15 protein-coding genes and 1 pseudogene are annotated in these 14,705 nt (G+C 69.6%); 5 read left to right on the top strand and 11 right to left on the bottom strand.

Annotation, left to right across the window (positions count from 1 at the left end; genetic code table 11):
- Positions 1-20: 20 nt before the first annotated feature.
- Positions 21-1,262, bottom strand: coding sequence for an NAD(P)/FAD-dependent oxidoreductase (locus ACTVZO_RS07330; protein WP_443297602.1), 1,242 nt, complete (start codon positions 1,260-1,262; stop codon positions 21-23).
- Positions 1,263-1,527: 265 nt separating this feature from the next.
- Positions 1,528-2,898 (bottom strand): FAD-binding oxidoreductase, encoded by a 1,371-nt coding sequence (locus ACTVZO_RS07325; RefSeq protein WP_443297601.1) that lies wholly within the window; start codon positions 2,896-2,898, stop codon positions 1,528-1,530.
- Between the two features lie 152 nt (positions 2,899-3,050).
- Here ACTVZO_RS07325 and ACTVZO_RS07320 point away from each other — a divergent pair, with 152 nt between their 5' ends.
- Positions 3,051-3,815 (top strand): winged helix-turn-helix transcriptional regulator, encoded by a 765-nt coding sequence (locus tag ACTVZO_RS07320; protein WP_443297600.1) that lies wholly within the window; start codon positions 3,051-3,053, stop codon positions 3,813-3,815.
- A gap of 37 nt (positions 3,816-3,852) precedes the next feature.
- Here ACTVZO_RS07320 and ACTVZO_RS07315 read toward each other — a convergent pair whose 3' ends face one another.
- From ACTVZO_RS07315 to ACTVZO_RS07290, 6 genes and pseudogenes are all read right to left on the bottom strand, one after another.
- A complete protein-coding gene (locus tag ACTVZO_RS07315; RefSeq protein WP_443297599.1) occupies positions 3,853-4,755 on the bottom strand; it encodes a proline iminopeptidase-family hydrolase in 903 nt (300 codons plus the stop codon).
- Positions 4,756-4,875: 120 nt separating this feature from the next.
- Positions 4,876-5,181, bottom strand: coding sequence for a hypothetical protein (locus ACTVZO_RS07310; RefSeq protein WP_443297598.1), 306 nt, complete (start codon positions 5,179-5,181; stop codon positions 4,876-4,878).
- 735 nt (positions 5,182-5,916) lie between these two features.
- Complete coding sequence (locus ACTVZO_RS07305; RefSeq protein WP_443297597.1) at positions 5,917-6,354, bottom strand: YidB family protein; 438 nt, start codon at positions 6,352-6,354, stop codon at positions 5,917-5,919.
- Between the two features lie 425 nt (positions 6,355-6,779).
- Positions 6,780-7,781, bottom strand: a complete 1,002-nt coding sequence (locus tag ACTVZO_RS07300; RefSeq protein ID WP_443297596.1) for a class I SAM-dependent methyltransferase — start codon at positions 7,779-7,781, stop codon at positions 6,780-6,782.
- A gap of 79 nt (positions 7,782-7,860) precedes the next feature.
- Positions 7,861-8,226 (bottom strand): annotated as a pseudogene (locus ACTVZO_RS07295) (class I SAM-dependent methyltransferase); the annotation flags it as partial.
- A 291-nt stretch (positions 8,227-8,517) separates the two neighbouring features.
- Positions 8,518-8,919 (bottom strand): actin-binding ADF family protein, encoded by a 402-nt coding sequence (locus ACTVZO_RS07290; protein WP_443297595.1) that lies wholly within the window; start codon positions 8,917-8,919, stop codon positions 8,518-8,520.
- A 247-nt stretch (positions 8,920-9,166) separates the two neighbouring features.
- Here ACTVZO_RS07290 and ACTVZO_RS07285 point away from each other — a divergent pair, with 247 nt between their 5' ends.
- A complete protein-coding gene (locus ACTVZO_RS07285) occupies positions 9,167-9,307 on the top strand; it encodes a hypothetical protein (protein ID WP_443297594.1) in 141 nt (46 codons plus the stop codon).
- 799 nt (positions 9,308-10,106) lie between these two features.
- Positions 10,107-10,970 carry an MBL fold metallo-hydrolase gene (locus ACTVZO_RS07280; protein WP_443297593.1) on the top strand — a complete coding sequence of 288 codons (864 nt, stop codon included), beginning with the start codon at positions 10,107-10,109 and terminating at the stop codon, positions 10,968-10,970.
- Positions 10,971-11,261: 291 nt separating this feature from the next.
- Here the strand turns inward: ACTVZO_RS07280 and tatA are convergent, their stop codons facing one another.
- The 3 genes from tatA to ACTVZO_RS07265 all read right to left on the bottom strand — a co-directional run bounded on the left by tatA (position 11,262) and on the right by ACTVZO_RS07265 (position 12,906).
- Complete coding sequence (gene tatA / locus ACTVZO_RS07275) at positions 11,262-11,471, bottom strand: twin-arginine translocase TatA/TatE family subunit (RefSeq protein ID WP_443297592.1); 210 nt, start codon at positions 11,469-11,471, stop codon at positions 11,262-11,264.
- Positions 11,472-11,541: 70 nt separating this feature from the next.
- Entirely contained in the window at positions 11,542-12,123 is a 582-nt protein-coding gene (locus tag ACTVZO_RS07270) for a TerD family protein (protein ID WP_443297591.1), read from the bottom strand.
- A 207-nt stretch (positions 12,124-12,330) separates the two neighbouring features.
- Positions 12,331-12,906 (bottom strand): TerD family protein, encoded by a 576-nt coding sequence (locus ACTVZO_RS07265; protein WP_443297590.1) that lies wholly within the window; start codon positions 12,904-12,906, stop codon positions 12,331-12,333.
- A gap of 405 nt (positions 12,907-13,311) precedes the next feature.
- Between ACTVZO_RS07265 and ACTVZO_RS07260 the strand changes: the two genes are divergently transcribed.
- Both ACTVZO_RS07260 and ACTVZO_RS07255 read left to right on the top strand, forming a co-directional pair.
- A complete protein-coding gene (locus tag ACTVZO_RS07260) occupies positions 13,312-13,713 on the top strand; it encodes a BlaI/MecI/CopY family transcriptional regulator (RefSeq protein ID WP_443297589.1) in 402 nt (133 codons plus the stop codon).
- A gap of 5 nt (positions 13,714-13,718) precedes the next feature.
- Positions 13,719-14,651: a M56 family metallopeptidase gene (locus ACTVZO_RS07255; protein WP_443297588.1), complete on the top strand. Its 933-nt coding sequence runs from the start codon at positions 13,719-13,721 to the stop codon at positions 14,649-14,651.
- Positions 14,652-14,705 lie beyond the last annotated feature (54 nt).

Genomic DNA, 14,705 nt, shown 5'->3' with positions numbered 1-14,705 from the left:
CACTACGCCGGTCGAGGCGGTCAGGCCGCGTTCCCCGGATGGCCACTCATCCGTTCCTCCATGTGTCCGAAGAACACCTCGGGCGGCGTCACTCCAGCCGTCACCCTGGCGAACTCGTCCTGCGCCGACGGGCTCTGGGACACCGCGAGGAGCAGCTGCTCCATCTCGGGAGGTGGCGGCTCCAACGTTGCGAACTCCGCCGTGAATTCGTACATGCTCATGACCTGGGCATCCCTGGCCTCCTGGGTCGCCCGCATGGCTTCTTCGAAGGGCTGCCGTCCGTCGAGCGTGTCGTCCAGTGCCCGGGCGCACCGCTCCGCATCCCGGAAGGCGTCCTGGATGCCCTGGGCGGTGATGGGGTCCTTGAGGTATCCGGCATCGCCGACCAGCACCCAGCCGGGGCCGTAGGGCTTGCGGAAGTAATTGGGGATGGCCATGCCCAGGAACCGCTCGGCCCGGGTGGCGGCCGAGACCCGCTCGGCGAAGGCCGGCGCCAGGGCCAGGGTCGCACGGTAATTGCCTTCGACGTCCGCGCGGTTGGCCTCGAAGTCGCGCATCGGCCAGGCGCAGATGAGCAGTGTCAGATCGTCGTTGGTGGGCCAGGCGGCGAAGGCCCGGTCCCCGCGGTCGTACGCCTCGAACGTCCCGCGCATGGGAAGCCCGGACCAGTAGGTGTAGTAGTAGGCGTTGATCTTCGGTTTCTCCGCGTAGCCGACGGCGCCCACCGCCTTCGCGACCGACGAGTGGAGTCCGTCCGCGCCCACGACGAACCGGGCGTACTCGGTGACGGTCCTCCCGTCCTTCCCGTGGCCCTTGATGCCGGTCACCGTGTCCCCGTCGGTCAGAATCTCCTCGACCGTGAACCCCTGGCGCACCTCTGCACCGGACTCCGCCGCAGCGTCGATGAGGATCTCGTCCAGGACGGTGCGTCGCGGTGCGTACGAGGCGTCGAAGCCCTCTCCGGCCGGCGAACCCGTGATGGTGAAGGGGCCGAGGTCGAACGCGTAGGTGTCTATGGGCGGGCAACCGGTCTCGACCACCCGATCCAGCAACCCCCAACGCTCCAGCGCGGCGAGGCCCGGCGGGTGGATCAGATGGGTGGAGATCGTGTCGCTCGGAAACGTCGCCCGGTCAACCAGGAGGACCTTGTGTCCAAGGCGGGCGAGAAGCATGGCGGTCGGCGCCCCGGCGCAGCGTCCACCGACGACGATCACGTCGTGGTCACGGGTACCGGTGCCGGTCGCGCTGGCTGCACTGGTCATGGCCCCACCTGCCCATCGGTCGGCACCGCCCTCCCGGCTCCTGATCCGGTCGACCAGGAGCCGGGCGCCCACCCGTCGTCGCGATGCGGTTTCGGCCCCCTTCCACGCTAGACCAGGCCCGTCTTCGGGGCCCGCCGGAGCACGGTCGGTACAGAAGCCCAGGGAGGGCATCCTGGTCAACCTGCCCGCCCGACGACGTCCAGCTCCAATGGGATCGCCCTGGGCGCGACCGGTCACACGCCGGACCTCTGAGGGCGGGCGGCCGTCAGTCGGGGCGGATGTTCTTGTTGTGGTGGAAGGCGTTGTCCGGGTCGTACTTCGCCTTCACCTCCGCGAGTCGCCGGTAGGTCCGTTCACCGTAGGCCTCGCGGACGCGGCCGGGGGCGTCGTCGGAGTCGAGGAAGTTGACGTAGACGCCGGGGGCGCGGTGCGGTTGGAGGGCTTGGAGGAACCGCCGCGCCCAGGCGGTCTCGGTCGCGGCGTGCTCTCCGGCCTCGTCGGGGAGCCACACGCCGTCGATGACGATGTTGTGGGCCACGTCCCGGCCGGCGTAGGCGGTGGCGTCGTGCGGGACCCGGGCCACGGCGCCGCCCATGTGGAACATCGCCGTGTACGACCGGGGCGAGCGGGCACCGTAGGCGTGCTCGGCGATGACGTCGATGGTGGCGTCGGAGAGGCCGGCGAGGTTCGTGGACTTCCAGTAGTAGTGCCACCCGTGACGGACGGTGTCGTCGAGGCCGCTCTGGAAGGCGGCGTACGGCGTGGGACCGAGGAGGTCCACGAGCGGCGTCCGGAACCGGCGCAGGGCCCGCACCGCACGCTCGCCGTCCTTGACGGCGCCGGAGTAGCAGCAGGCGACGGCGATGGCCTGCCGCCCGTGCAGGTTCTCCGGGATGACCGGCAGTGGGGGGACGGTGCCGAGCCGGACCACCGTGCCGAGCTCGTCGGGCGCCGCGGCGGCGAAGTCCCGGTAGGAGCGCAGCACATCCACGGTGTCCTCGGCCGCCCAGAAGACGGGTCCGGCCAGCACCGTCGGGCCGAGGGGATGCAGGGCGAACCGGAACGAGGTGACGACACCGAAGTTGCCGCCGCCGCCCCGCAGCGCCCAGAACAGGTCGGGGTGCTCGTCGGCGGCCGCCCGGACGACGTCACCGTCGGCTGTCACCACCTCCGCGGCCAGGAGGTTGTCGACTGCGAGCCCGTACCTGCGCATGAGGAAGCCGATGCCGCCGCCGAGGGTGAGTCCGGCGACACCGGTGTGGCTCACGATGCCGCCGGTGGTGGCCAGCCCGTGGGCCTGCGTCTCGTGGTCGACGTCGCTCCACAGTGCGCCGCCCCGCACCCGTGCCGTGCGGCCGGCGGGGTCGACCGCCACGGCCCGCATCTGCGACAGGTCGATGACGATGCCGTCGTCGCACACCGCGGTGCCGGCCACATTGTGCCCACCGCCCCGTACGGCGATCTCCAGGTCGCGATCGCGCGCGAAGCGCACGGCCGCGGCCACGTCGGCGGTCCCGCCGCATCGGGCGATCAGCCGGGGGTGACGGTCGACAGCGCCGTTCCACACGGCCCGGGCGGTGTCGTAGTCGGCGTGGCCGGCGCTGATCAGCCGGCCCCGGAACCCGTCGATCTTCATCGCGGTCGCCTCCTCGCTCAGGTGGCCGGCCTGCCTGTGGGCCGGTCGCCGGTCCTACCGTCCCGAGGCCTCCATCGCACCACTGCGGGTGGTGGCCGTGAAGTCAAGAATCTGGACTTCACACCCGCGGGCAGCAGCGCGACACTGGTCTGGTGCGGAGTTACGGCCAGTACTGTCCGATCGCCCGTGGCGCCGAGATCTTCGCCGAGCGCTGGACGCCCTTGATCGTCCGCAACCTCTACCTGGGCTGCGGAAGCTTCAGCGAGATCCTGGAAGGCGCGCCCGGGCTCTCCCGCACCCTGCTCTCGCAGCGGCTCAAGCAGCTCGAACGGCTCGGGATCGTCGCGTCGGCACCCAAGCCCGACGGGCACGGGCGCGGGCACCACTACACACTCACGCCCGCGGGCCTCGACCTCTTCAAAGTCTGCGGATCGCTCGGCGAGTGGGGCGCCCGCTGGCTGGAGATCGCCCCCGAGCACCTCGATCCCTTCGTGGCCCTGTGGTCGATGTGCAACGCACTGCGCCGCGACCGCCTACCGGACCGGCGCCTCGTCATCCGCTTCGACTTCACCGGCCCCAGGCGCCACGAGCGCTACTGGCTGCTGATCGAGCACGGGGACACCGAAATCTGCAAGACGTACCCCGGAATCGACGAGGACCTCTACATCACGGCGGAATCCGAAGCCTTCGTCAAATGGCATGCCGGCCAGCTCACTTGGCCCGAGGCCACGGGCGACCAACGCATCCGGCTCCACGGTCCCTCGGGCCTCGTACGGGCCTTCCCGACCTGGAACGCCCGCAGCATGTTCGCCCACATCAAACCGGCCTCCCGACCCGCGGCGAGCCCAGAAGCCGAAGATCCGCACGGGGCCCTCCCAAGAGTCCCGGAGGCACTCACCGAAGGGACCCTGGAGTAGCCCCGAACTGCGATGACGCGAGGTCGGACCAGGCCGCCTAGGCTGCCGCCGAGATACCCGCCTCGACCCCTTCGAGGAAGCTCTCGACGGTCCGGCGGAACTGCTCGGGCTCCTCGGCCGAGGGCAGATGGGCGCTCTGCTCGAACAGCACCCACTCGGCACCGGGGATGCCCTCCGCCAGCGGGCGGACCACCGCGGGGGTCGTCGCGTCGTACCGGCCCGAGGTCACCAGGACGGGCAGGTCGAGTTCGCCCAGCCGGGCGCTCACGTCCCAGTTCTTCAGGTTGCCGGTCAGGTGCCACTCCGCGCCCCACATGGCCTCGTACACGTCCGGGCGCCAGTTCTCCAGGCTCCGCACCAGATGGTCGGGCCACGGGTCCAGCCTGCAGAGGAACCGCCGGTAGAAGACCATGACAGCCTCCTGGTACGCCTCGGCGCCGGTGGTGCCCTCCGCCTCGTGCCGGTCGATGACTTCCTGCACCTCCGGTGCCAGGGATTCCTTGAGCCGACGGGCCTCGGCCTCGTAGACGGGCGCGCTGGCCAGTGGTCCGGACAGGACCAGACCGGCGAGCCCGCTCGGTCGGCCGAGCACGTACTCAAGGGCGATCTGACTGCCCCAGGAGTGGCCGAGCAGGTGCAGCCGGCTGAGCCCCAGACCCTCGCGGACGGCATCGACCTCGTCCACGAAGGTGCCCATGACCCACAGGTCGGTGTCGTCCGGCTGCGAGGAGCGGCCACAGCCGAGCTGGTCGTAGTAGATGACCGGTCGGCCTCCGGCCTCGGCCAGGGCGTCGAGGTCCTCCATGTAGTCGTGCGGGCAGCCCGGCCCCCCGTTGATCACGAGCAGCGGTAGCTTCCCGCCGGGCGCCTGGAACTCACCCGCGATCCGGTACCAGGTACGGAATCCCCGGAAGGGCACGGTCCCCTCGGTGACGGTCATGATGCGCATCCGATCGCGTTGGCACCCTTCCATCATGGGAAGCTCGGGCCCCTCGCCGCTACTCCCGTTCTTGTCGTCGACAAGGCCATGTTTCTCGACGTCGATGGCTCTTGGGTCGGGTCAGCGGTGTTGTCGTGAGTGTCGTCGCCACAGGAAAGCGGCGCCAGCGGTGATGGCGAGGGTCAGGGTGCCGTACCCGTAGAGGAGTGTCAGGTCGGGGCGGTGGGCGAGGGTGACGCGGATTCCGAGGGCGAGGGGCAGGGCGACGAGGAAGTCTTCGCTGTCGCATGACGGGGACGTTTTGAGTACTGCCCGTGCGAGCAGGAAGGTGCCGAAGCCGAGGATTGCCCAGGCGGTGAGGTAGGGCCATGGTGATCCCGGCAGCGCCGCCAGGGGCAGAGCGGTCCCGGTCCAGCTGTAGGACACGTAGCCGATTCCTGTCACGAAGGCCGTCAGGACCGAGGCCGAGGCAAGGGAACGCAGAGGTTCACGCCGGATCCACGGGCGGTGAACGGCGGTCGTGTGAGGGCTGGGCTTTTCCATACATGGACAGATGGGTGGTTATCGGTTCTGGTTGCCTGCGCAAGGATGACGTTCCCGGGTGTGCCGCCTCACGGGAGATGCGCAGGTTCTCGTCGCGGCGGGCGGCTCAGCCTGAAGCGGTGGGCGGATCATGGCGCCGTGCGTACGGGGCCCGGACGGGCAAAGGCCGGGGGTTCGGCCACGGCCCATCGTCGTCACGGATGACGACGGGCCGCGGTTGTGCCGTGGGTGAGGGGAGCCGTGGGCCGTACACGTCGAAGCGGCGTTCCAGGCCGCGTGCCCCGGCCCGGTCGGCCCGGGCTACGCCAAGGTGACGATCTCCTGGAACGACGGAAGCACCTCGGTCATCAACCAGTCGACATTTCGTGGCGCCTTTCAGTCGTTCGCCCTTGAAGGGGGCAGGGTCACGAGCGGTCCCTTCCTCGGCGGCACTGTACGGGCGAACGTCTAGAGTTCGACGGCTCCGCGTGGCCGTGCCCAAGTGCCCTGGAGCACGGCCACCGCCAGGCGCGGTTTGCGGCATTCCGGCTGCCAGCTGGAATTCCCCGGTGGTGGCCAGTTGCGGGGGGAGCTAGCCGGCCAATCCCGGTCACGTTGAGTTGACTGCTGGAAGGCCCCTTACAGCCCTCCTTCTGTGCGGATGGTCCCGGCTTGGAGGGTGACCTCGAAGTCGAGGAGCAGACCGACATTGATACTGGTCACCTGCAAGGTGCGGAGCTCGGGGGTGACCGGGTCGCTGGTTTCGCTTGCGATCGGGATGTCGGACTTGGGGGCGATGCTGCGGACGGTGAACGGGGTGCGCTGTTCGAAGGCTTCGGTGGCTTCGGCGATGAGCGCGGGGTCGTCGGTGAGGGTGCCGTCCGGTGTGATGGTGTCGAGAAGAACGGGCAGTGCTTCGGCAAGTTGACCGGCGACGTCCTCGGGGGTGGCGCCGGCCTTGGCGGCGGCCGCGGCCACCTGGTCGTGGTCGAGCGTTTCGAGGATCTCCTTGCCGGTGATCGGCTGGTTCGGGCCGGTCGATACCCAGGATTCGGCGGCGCTGGACAGCGACGTCACGGAGCTCTCCCTCCAGAAGGGGCGTTTGCGTGATGATTCCATCACTCATTGGAGTTGTCTGCGAAAGCGTCCGGAAGCTGTTTCAGATATCGCCACCATGCTGCCGTCCCCTTGCCCGCCGCCGCACTGCCGCAGGGCGTACTAGCATTGCCCGCAGCGAACGATCGACTCCTGCGCACACAGTCACCGCACAGGGGAGAGCCGTGAACCACCGCACCGCCAGCGTCGTACTTGCGGCTGGCATCGCCGCCGCGTTGACCGCCTGCGGCAGCGACTCGGGCGCCGACACAAGATCCCCATCACCGGCTGCCAGCACGGCCAGACGGACCAGTCGGCCTGAACCGCTCGGAGGCCAGGGGCGGCGAGCCGGTGAGAGGAGGAGGCCCGTCTCACGCGTCCACGCATGCACGGTCCACCCTGCGGGCTCAGAGCCGAGCACCGGGTCGGTGGGCTTGGGCGATGAGGAGGACGGCGTCGTCCTGGACGGCGTGGGGGCCGGTTGTGAAGGCCGGGGTGAGCTCGGCTCGGAGTGCTTCGCGCATATCCAGGTTTCGGCGGTGGCCGGTGTGCCAGAAGTCGGCGAGGATGCCGGCCGCCGCGCGGGCGGATGCGTCGGGGGTGGGTTCGTCGAGGGCGAGGCGTGCGCCGACACGGCGGAAGGAGATGTCGTCCAGGCCGGCCGCGGCCAGGAGTTCGGCGGCGCGGGCCAGGAGGTAGCCCTGGTGGTCGGGGTGTTCTCCGGCGAGTGCGGTGCAGTGTTCGTTGAGGAGGCGGACCATCTCGTTGTCGGGAGTGCCCTGGATGAGTACGACCTTCGCCGCGGGGTGGTTCAGGTCCAGGACGCGGAGCATTTCGGCGACCGCAGCGTCCGGGTCCTCGGTGTAGTGCAGGACCCAGGTGGCGACGACGGCGTCGAAGGAATCGTCGGGCAGCGGCAGGGCCTCGGCCCGGCCGGAGTGGACCTCGATGCCGGGCAGCGAGGCCCGGATCGCCTCCTCGCGCGCGGCGTATGGCTCCACGGTGGTGCAGCTACCGATGCGGGCGGCGATCGCCTTCACCCCGGCGCCGGTGCCGCCGCCGACGTCCAGGACCCGCTCATTGCCGTCCAGCGCGTCGACGACTGCGGGGATGTCCTCACGCTCGAAATGCGGCTCGAACGCCGCCCACGCCTGTCCGCTCAGCCCGTGCGGGCCCCGGTACTTCCCCGGCAGGGGATAGGGGCCGAGCAGGGCGTGCTGGGGCACCGCGGATCCACCGCGGCGGCGGGCGTAGCAGAAGAGGTGGTCCTCCGGCTCTGCCAGCTCGCTGTCGGGTGAGAACACGGAGCGGGCCGAGTGCAGGACGCTCAGCCCCGTCCGCTCGATCTCCTTCAGGTACTGCTCGGCGGGGAAGCTGGTGACCGGCATCGGCAGGCCCATCCACACCATGGGATGGTCCTCCAGGCGCCGTAGCCGACACGAAGAGACCGCCGGGGACCAGCCAGGCGGCGATCCGCTCCAGCACGGCCGCCTGCTCCGCGCGGGACATCCGCAACAGCGGGAAGAACGCGCACACCGCTTCGAACGAGCCGTCCGGTGCCCGGAAGTCTCGTACGTCCTGCTGCTCGAACCGGCCACCGGGCACCCGGTCACGGGCCAGGCCCACCATCGTCGCCGACACATCGATCCCGGTCACGCGGAAACCGGCCCGGACCAGCGCTTCGGCCACCGGCCGCCCCGTCCCGCTGCCGACGTCCAGCACCCGGGCACCCTCCGGCAAACGGGCCGCCAGCCACTCCACGGCCGCGAGCTGCTCCGGCAGATGCCCGAAGGCCCGCTCGTATTCCGCGCCCAGCCTGTCGAAAGGCTCCGCCGCCGCTGCCAGCCGATCCATCGCCTGCCCGTCCCTTCCAACTCGGCACCCACAGTTGCATTCCGTAACGCACCGTAGTGGACCTGCGGGGTGCGGCGGTCTGCGGCTCGCTTGCCGACAACCGCAGAACATCCCGATCGATGGCCCGCGAACGGGTGAAGGAAGTCATCCAGGCACGGGGCGCGCTCGGGGTCAGCCGCCCCGGCGGAATCCTCGTCTGCCCAGGAACCGCGCGTAGAACAGCATCCTTGAGGTGTGTCGACAACTTCTGCGGCGCGGTGTGTGTACGTGCCGGAGGGGGCGGGGCGGCCGCTAGCGGATGCGGGCTTCCACTTCGCTCGTGTCAAGGTCGCTGAGGTCAGTGGCCTGGATCTCGGAGTGGATGTCCCCCAGGGTCTGACGGAAGGTGCTCTTGCTCGACGACAGGACCATCTTGGTCTTGATCGGGCTGGAGTCGGGGAGCCAGCTGAACAAGATGATCTTGCTGGTCTTCCGGCCGTCCGGAAGGGCGTACTCGTAGTCGTGGATGGCGAACCGGGGCTCACTCTCCGGCAGGATCCCGACGAACTCGTCATAGGTCATGGTGCCCTTGGTGTCGGGCACGATGGCGGTGAAGTCATCGCTGACGCGGCACAGCAAAGTGTTGTTCTTCCGCACCTTGAGCTCCCTGAACGCGGCGACGCAAGCGTCCTCCACAGACATTCCACTGCTCATCCGAGCCTCCTCATCCGTGACCAGTACACGAAACCCAACGAGGCCCTCTGCCGGAGGTTCTCCCCACCAGCCCGGCCTCGCGCCGTCGTGCGGCAAACGGCCCGGCCAGCCGCAGCGGCCGTCTGCGCTGGCTGGGTCCGCCCCGTGAGGGCGGACAAGGAACGCCGCCAGGCGGCCGTACGGGTGAATTCGCTGCCACCTGCGAGTCTCTGACCTGCGGAAACGATACCTCCGCAGCGGGGTCGCAATGATCATTCCGAACCGCTCCTCACCGAAAGGGAGCGACCCGCACAGCTGGTGTCGCAGCGACCCGGCCACCATCACCGTCGTCATCACCGACAGCGCCGGCAACGCACTGGACGCACCGTTCACCGTCGCCGTGCTGTAGCGGCCGATCCGATGTCGAGAGGGCACTGAAAGCTGTCAGGGCCCACTCGACATCGCGCAGGAAACAGCCCGACTCCTGTTATTGCGGGTCGTCGGCTGGTCGGCTGCGGTCGCTGTCCTTGTGGTGGCCGTGAGTTGGCTGGGGTACCGGTGGACGGGCCTGGGCTCGGTTCTGGAACCGCTGCCGGGTTCACCGTGGCCCTAATCTCACGGCCTGGGGAGTGCTCTCCCTCGGTACCTGTCCGGTGGTGCGGTTGGCGATAGCCGGCATGGGGTTCGAGAACCGCAGCGAGTTCGTTTTCCCGCCGCTGCTCCTGGCGGTTCGGCTCACTCTGGCGCTCCGTCCAAACCTGGGCCTCCTGTACGGATACGGGGCTGCAGCCCTGGTCTTGGGGGCGGGCGTGGCCCGGTGGCGGCTGAGGCCGCAGCAAGCCTGACCTTGGGCGCGACACCGAGATCCATGTGACTTCCGCCGACGGACAGAGCGTCGAGGAGGTTGCGGAGACCTTCACCGCGATCCCGTCAGCGGTGTCCCGGAAACACAGGAGCTGCGCGGACGACCAGCCCGCATCGAGGGCTGAACACGCCGGCCTGTGCCTCCGTGACCGGTGACAGGCCTGGACGCCGGACGGCGGCGGGCTGGTGGTCGTGTTGCGGATCGGATGCGAGCCCGCAGGATGGGTCTTGGAAGTCGGGTCGGCAGCTCGTCGAGTCCCGGCCCTGGGTCCAGGCCAACCTGGCGCCCGACCAAGCCGGATGTGTTGGCCTGGATCTCGACAAGAGTGGAAGGTAGCCACTACATGCCGGAAGCCACATCAGCTCTGCGGTACGAGACGTTGTGCTTGCGCCGGTCAGGTCTGACCCGCGACCTGCCGGCCGGCACTCCGCCAGAGCTCCAGTGGGTGGTCAACACCGCGACGCTGATCCTCGGTGAGCGTGACGCCGCGCTGGTCGACACGTTCCTCACCGTCGAACAGAACCAGCAGCTGGTCGACTGGGTGAAGGCCCACGACCGCAACCTGGCCTACGTCTACATCACGCACGGCCATGGCGACCACGGCTTCGGCGTGAAGCAGCTCCTCGAGGCATTTCCCGAGGCCAAGGCGGTCTCGACCGCCGCAGCCGTGGCCAAGGCGAGGTTCGAGGGCACACCGCCCTACGTCGACACCTTCTGGACCTCGCGTTTCCCGGGGCAGGTCCCGCTTCCCCAGGTCTTCCCGGAAGTCCTTGAAGGCGACACCTTCACCCTCGAAGGCCACGAGCTACGGGCAGTGGAGACCGGCTTCACCGACTGCGAGGGCAGCACCGCGCTGTGGGCGGCGGACCTGCGGCTGGTCGTCGCCGGCGATGTCGCCTACAACGGCATCCACCAGTACCTGGGCGAGACCACCACCGCGTCACGCGAGGAGTGGATGCGCGCCACCGACACCCTCGCCGCACTCGACCCCGCCTACGTCGTCGCCGGCCACAAGAACCCCGACCTGCCCGACGACCCGAAGATCCTGGCCGAGACCAAGCAGTACCTGGCGGACTTCAACCGGCTCGACGCCGAGACCAAGACCGCGGCCGAACTGTACGAGGCGATGCTCGCCCTGTACCCGACCCGGGCGAACCCGGGCTCACTCTGGGCTGGAGCAAAGCGGGCCAAGGCGTCATCGCAGTAACGTCACGCCCGGCCGACAACAGGCCGCCGACGCTCAGACCCCGCCTGCCGGGCCCACTCGGGAGCCGAAGCCCCTGACCCAGAGACCAGCCCTCGGCATCGCACAGGTCGAGCCGCCCAGCGAAGCAGCGATTGCGCTTGCAAGGTCCTCTCGGGCATGCCGTCGTTGGGCCTCGGCATCGCCGGTATCGCCACCTGGGTCGAACCCTCGCCCGGGCGCGTGCCGGGTACGTGCCCCAACCGTGCCCTTAAGGACGGTCAGCAGCGGCCAGAAGGGGATCGCGGAGGGCCTCTACGAAGGACAGCCCAGGAACTGTTTGTGCAGGTCAGGCGCCATCTCCACACGCTCCGCGCCATAGACTCCGTCTCCCATGGCACGAGCTTCGCTCTTGAGGATCCGCGCCGACTTGCCCATGGAACGGGCCAGTTCAGGCAGCTTCTTCGCCCCGAAGACCAGGATGGCGATGATGAGGAGGATCGCTATCTCGCTGATACCGAACATGGGGTCCTTCCCTCCAGGAAGCTGCGGGGCGCGAGTTTACGGCCGGTGCCGCTGGAGTTCCCAGGCCCGGTCAGAGGTGGGAGGCGATGGCGGGCAGCAGGTCCTTGAAGGTGCGGCCGTCGGCCGGCTCCCCGATCGCGGACATGTTCCACCCGGTGCCGGAGCGGTGGACCTTGGCCATGACCTGTGCGGTGTATTTGCCGCCGCCGGAGAGGGTGTAGCGGGCCAGCTCCTGGCCGTTGCTCTCGTCGATGAGGCGGCAGAAGGCGTTCTCCACCTCGGCGAAGGTCTGCCCGGTGAAGGAGTTGACGGTGAAGATGATCTGGTCCACGTGCACGGGCAGCCGCTGGAGGTCCACCAGGATCGATTCGTCGTCCCCGCCCTGGCCGGCGCCGCCCACGCGATTGTCGCCGGTGTGGCGTACGGAGCCGTCCTTGCTGGTCAGTTGCTGGAAGAAGACCACGTCCACCGGTTCCTTCCCTGCGAAGAGCACGGCCGAGGCGTCCAGATCGATCTCGCGGGCCGTCATCCGGGCGAGGAAGCCCTTTCGTGGTGCCGCACGCCAGCCCAGCCCCATCCGCACCACGCTCAGTGAGCCCCCGCCGGCCTTCTCCAGGCTGATCTGCTGGCCCTTGTCCAGGCTGATTCCCACGGGGTGCCTCCTAGTTCGCGGCCTTCACTTGCGGCTTCGGTAGCCTGCCGACGCTGAATCTACAGCACTGTAGAGGTTGGTAGCGGGTGCGCTCGCACGCCTCGTGGTCGCCGGCGCCTGCTTGCGCCTCGGGTACGGGGGTCTTCCGGGGGGTGGGCGAGTCCCTGCGGACCCGCCCACCCCTCCCGGGCCGTGTGGCGAGGGCTGTCAGACGCCGACGCCGAAGTCGGCGGCGATGCCGGACAGGCCGGAGGCGTAGCCCTGGCCGACGGCTCGGAACTTCCACTCGGCGCCGCTGCGGTAGAGCTCGCCGAAGACCATCGCGGTCTCGGTGGAGGCGTCCTCGGAGAGGTCGTAGCGGGCGATCTCCGCCCCGCCGGCCTGGTTGACGACGCGGATGAACGCGCCCCTGACCTGGCCGAAGCTCTGACTGCGGGCTTCGGCATCGTGAATGGAGACCGGAAAGACGATTTTGTCGACCTCCGCGGGCACGGTGGCGAGGTTCACCTTGACGACTTCGTCGTCCCCCTCGCCCTCACCGGTGAGGTTGTCGCCGGTGTGCTCGACGGAGCCGTCGGGGCTCTTGAGGTTGTTGTAGAAGACGAAGTGCTGGTCGGAGGGGACCTTCCCGGACGCGTTCACCAGCAGGGCGCTGGCGTCGAGGTCGAAGTCGACCCCGGTGGTCGTCCGTACGTCCCAGCCCAGGCCGACCAGTACGGCGGTCAGGCCCGGGGCCTCCTTGCTCAGCGAGACGTTGCCGCCCTTGGAAAGGCTCACACTCATGTCTTGACTCCCTGTTCCGTGCCGCCGCGCCCAGGCGTGGATCGCCTGGGCTGCCGGCCGCCCCGCTTGAAATCTACAGCAATGTAGAAACCTGTTGGGGTGAGTGGCACAGTGGGTCTGGAGCGGAAGGCCCCATCCGGCCAGTCCGGCGCCAGTGGCCCGAGGCAACGAGCACCGTCGGCCACGATGCATCAGGAGCTCGACACTGCGACACCGGCGCGCCGTACTCGGGACCTTCGAGTTCAGCGGGGCCGGACGGCGGCCCCGCTTGGACCGTCTGTCGGCCTCGGCTGCAGAAGCTGCTGCCGCGGCGCCTTGAACGCGCCAGTGGGAAGATCGTCTGGTCTGTACGATGAACCGCCCCTCCGTGCGGCGGACGGGGCCTTGAGGCGGGAGGTTGACGGCATGACGGTGCAGAACACGGGCGGTGCCGACCCTTCTCGCCGCCGCGGTCAGGGCGAGCTGGAGGCCCAGGTGCTTGCCGCGCTGGGCCGGGGGCCGGGCCCGGTCACCGCGGGCTGGGTGCAGGAGCACATCGGAGGCGGCATCGCCTACACCACGGTGATGACGATCCTGACCCGGCTGCAGGCCAAGGGCGCTGTCGCCCGCGAGCGGGTGGGCCGGTCCTTTCAGTGGACCCCGGTCGCCGACGAGGCCGGCCTGGCCGCCTGGCGGATGCGGCGGGTCCTGGACGCGGAGAGTGACCGGCAGGCGGTACTGGCCAGCTTCGTGACCACCCTGTCGCCCCGGGACGAACAGCTGCTGCGGGAGCTGCTGGCCCAGGCGCCCGAGGATGGGGAAGACTGACCGTCATGGGGGTTTTCGTCTTCCTGCCGCTGGTGCTGCCCTTAACGGCATGGCCCGTTGCGCGCCTGGCGGAACATCATCTGCATCCGCGGACCGCGACGTGGCTGCTGACCGGTGTCGCGGCGGTGCTGGCGGTCTGCAGCACGCTGTGCCTGGCGCTTCTGATGGTGGTCGGGACCGCGCAGCTTCCGGGCAATCCGCTCCCCGACGGCTGGTCGGATCCCGAGGTCCGCGAAGCGGTGCCGTACGACGAGGTCGCGGGCAAGGCGGCCATCCCGGCCCTCCTCGCGGTCATCGCCTCGTGCTGGTCGGCCGCGTGGCGTCACCAGTGGGTGCGCCGGTCCAGTGGGCGGGCCCTTCGAGGTCTTCCCCCCGCCCCGGTCGCTGTGCTGCCCGACGAGATTCCGTACGCGTACGCGCTGCCCGGCGGCCGGCGGGACCGGATCGTAGTGAGCACCGGCATGCTCGCCGCCCTGTCCTCCCGTGAGCGCCGGGCCCTGTTCGCCCATGAGCGCGCCCACCTGGCCGGAGGGCACCACCGGTTCCTGCTGGCCGTACAGCTGGCCGCGCGGGCCAATCCGTTCTTGCGCCCGTTGCGCTCGGCGGTGACCTATACCGCTGAGCGGTGGGCGGATGAGGAGGCGGCCCGCGCGGTCGGCAGCCGCCGCACGGTGGCCGTGGCGATCGGCAGGGCCGCTCTGATCAGCCGCGGTTCGCCGCTGGCCACACTGGCCTCACTCGCCGAGGCGGGCCCGGTGCCGCGGCGGGTCGCCGCGCTGCTGGGCCCGGCCCCCCACGCCCACCGCTGGCCGTCGCTGTTCACCGCGGTGGGGATGGCGACCTGGGGTGCCGCGGCCGGCACCACCGTCTCCGCGCTGTCGTCGGCGAACTCGGCCGTCACCCCCTTCTTCATCCTTCACGCGGCCACCCCCCTGTGAGCCGTAGTGGCGCCTGTGCTGCCTGCGGGAGAAGCTGAAGAGGGCAGCGGTCAG

Origin of the sequence: Streptomyces sp. IBSNAI002, assembly GCF_052244475.1 — a bacterium.
In the GTDB taxonomy this organism is placed as follows: Bacteria; Actinomycetota; Actinomycetes; order Streptomycetales; family Streptomycetaceae; genus Streptomyces.
The sequence above is the reverse complement of the archived record's forward strand: the minus strand, read 5'-3'. Positions and strand labels throughout refer to the sequence as shown.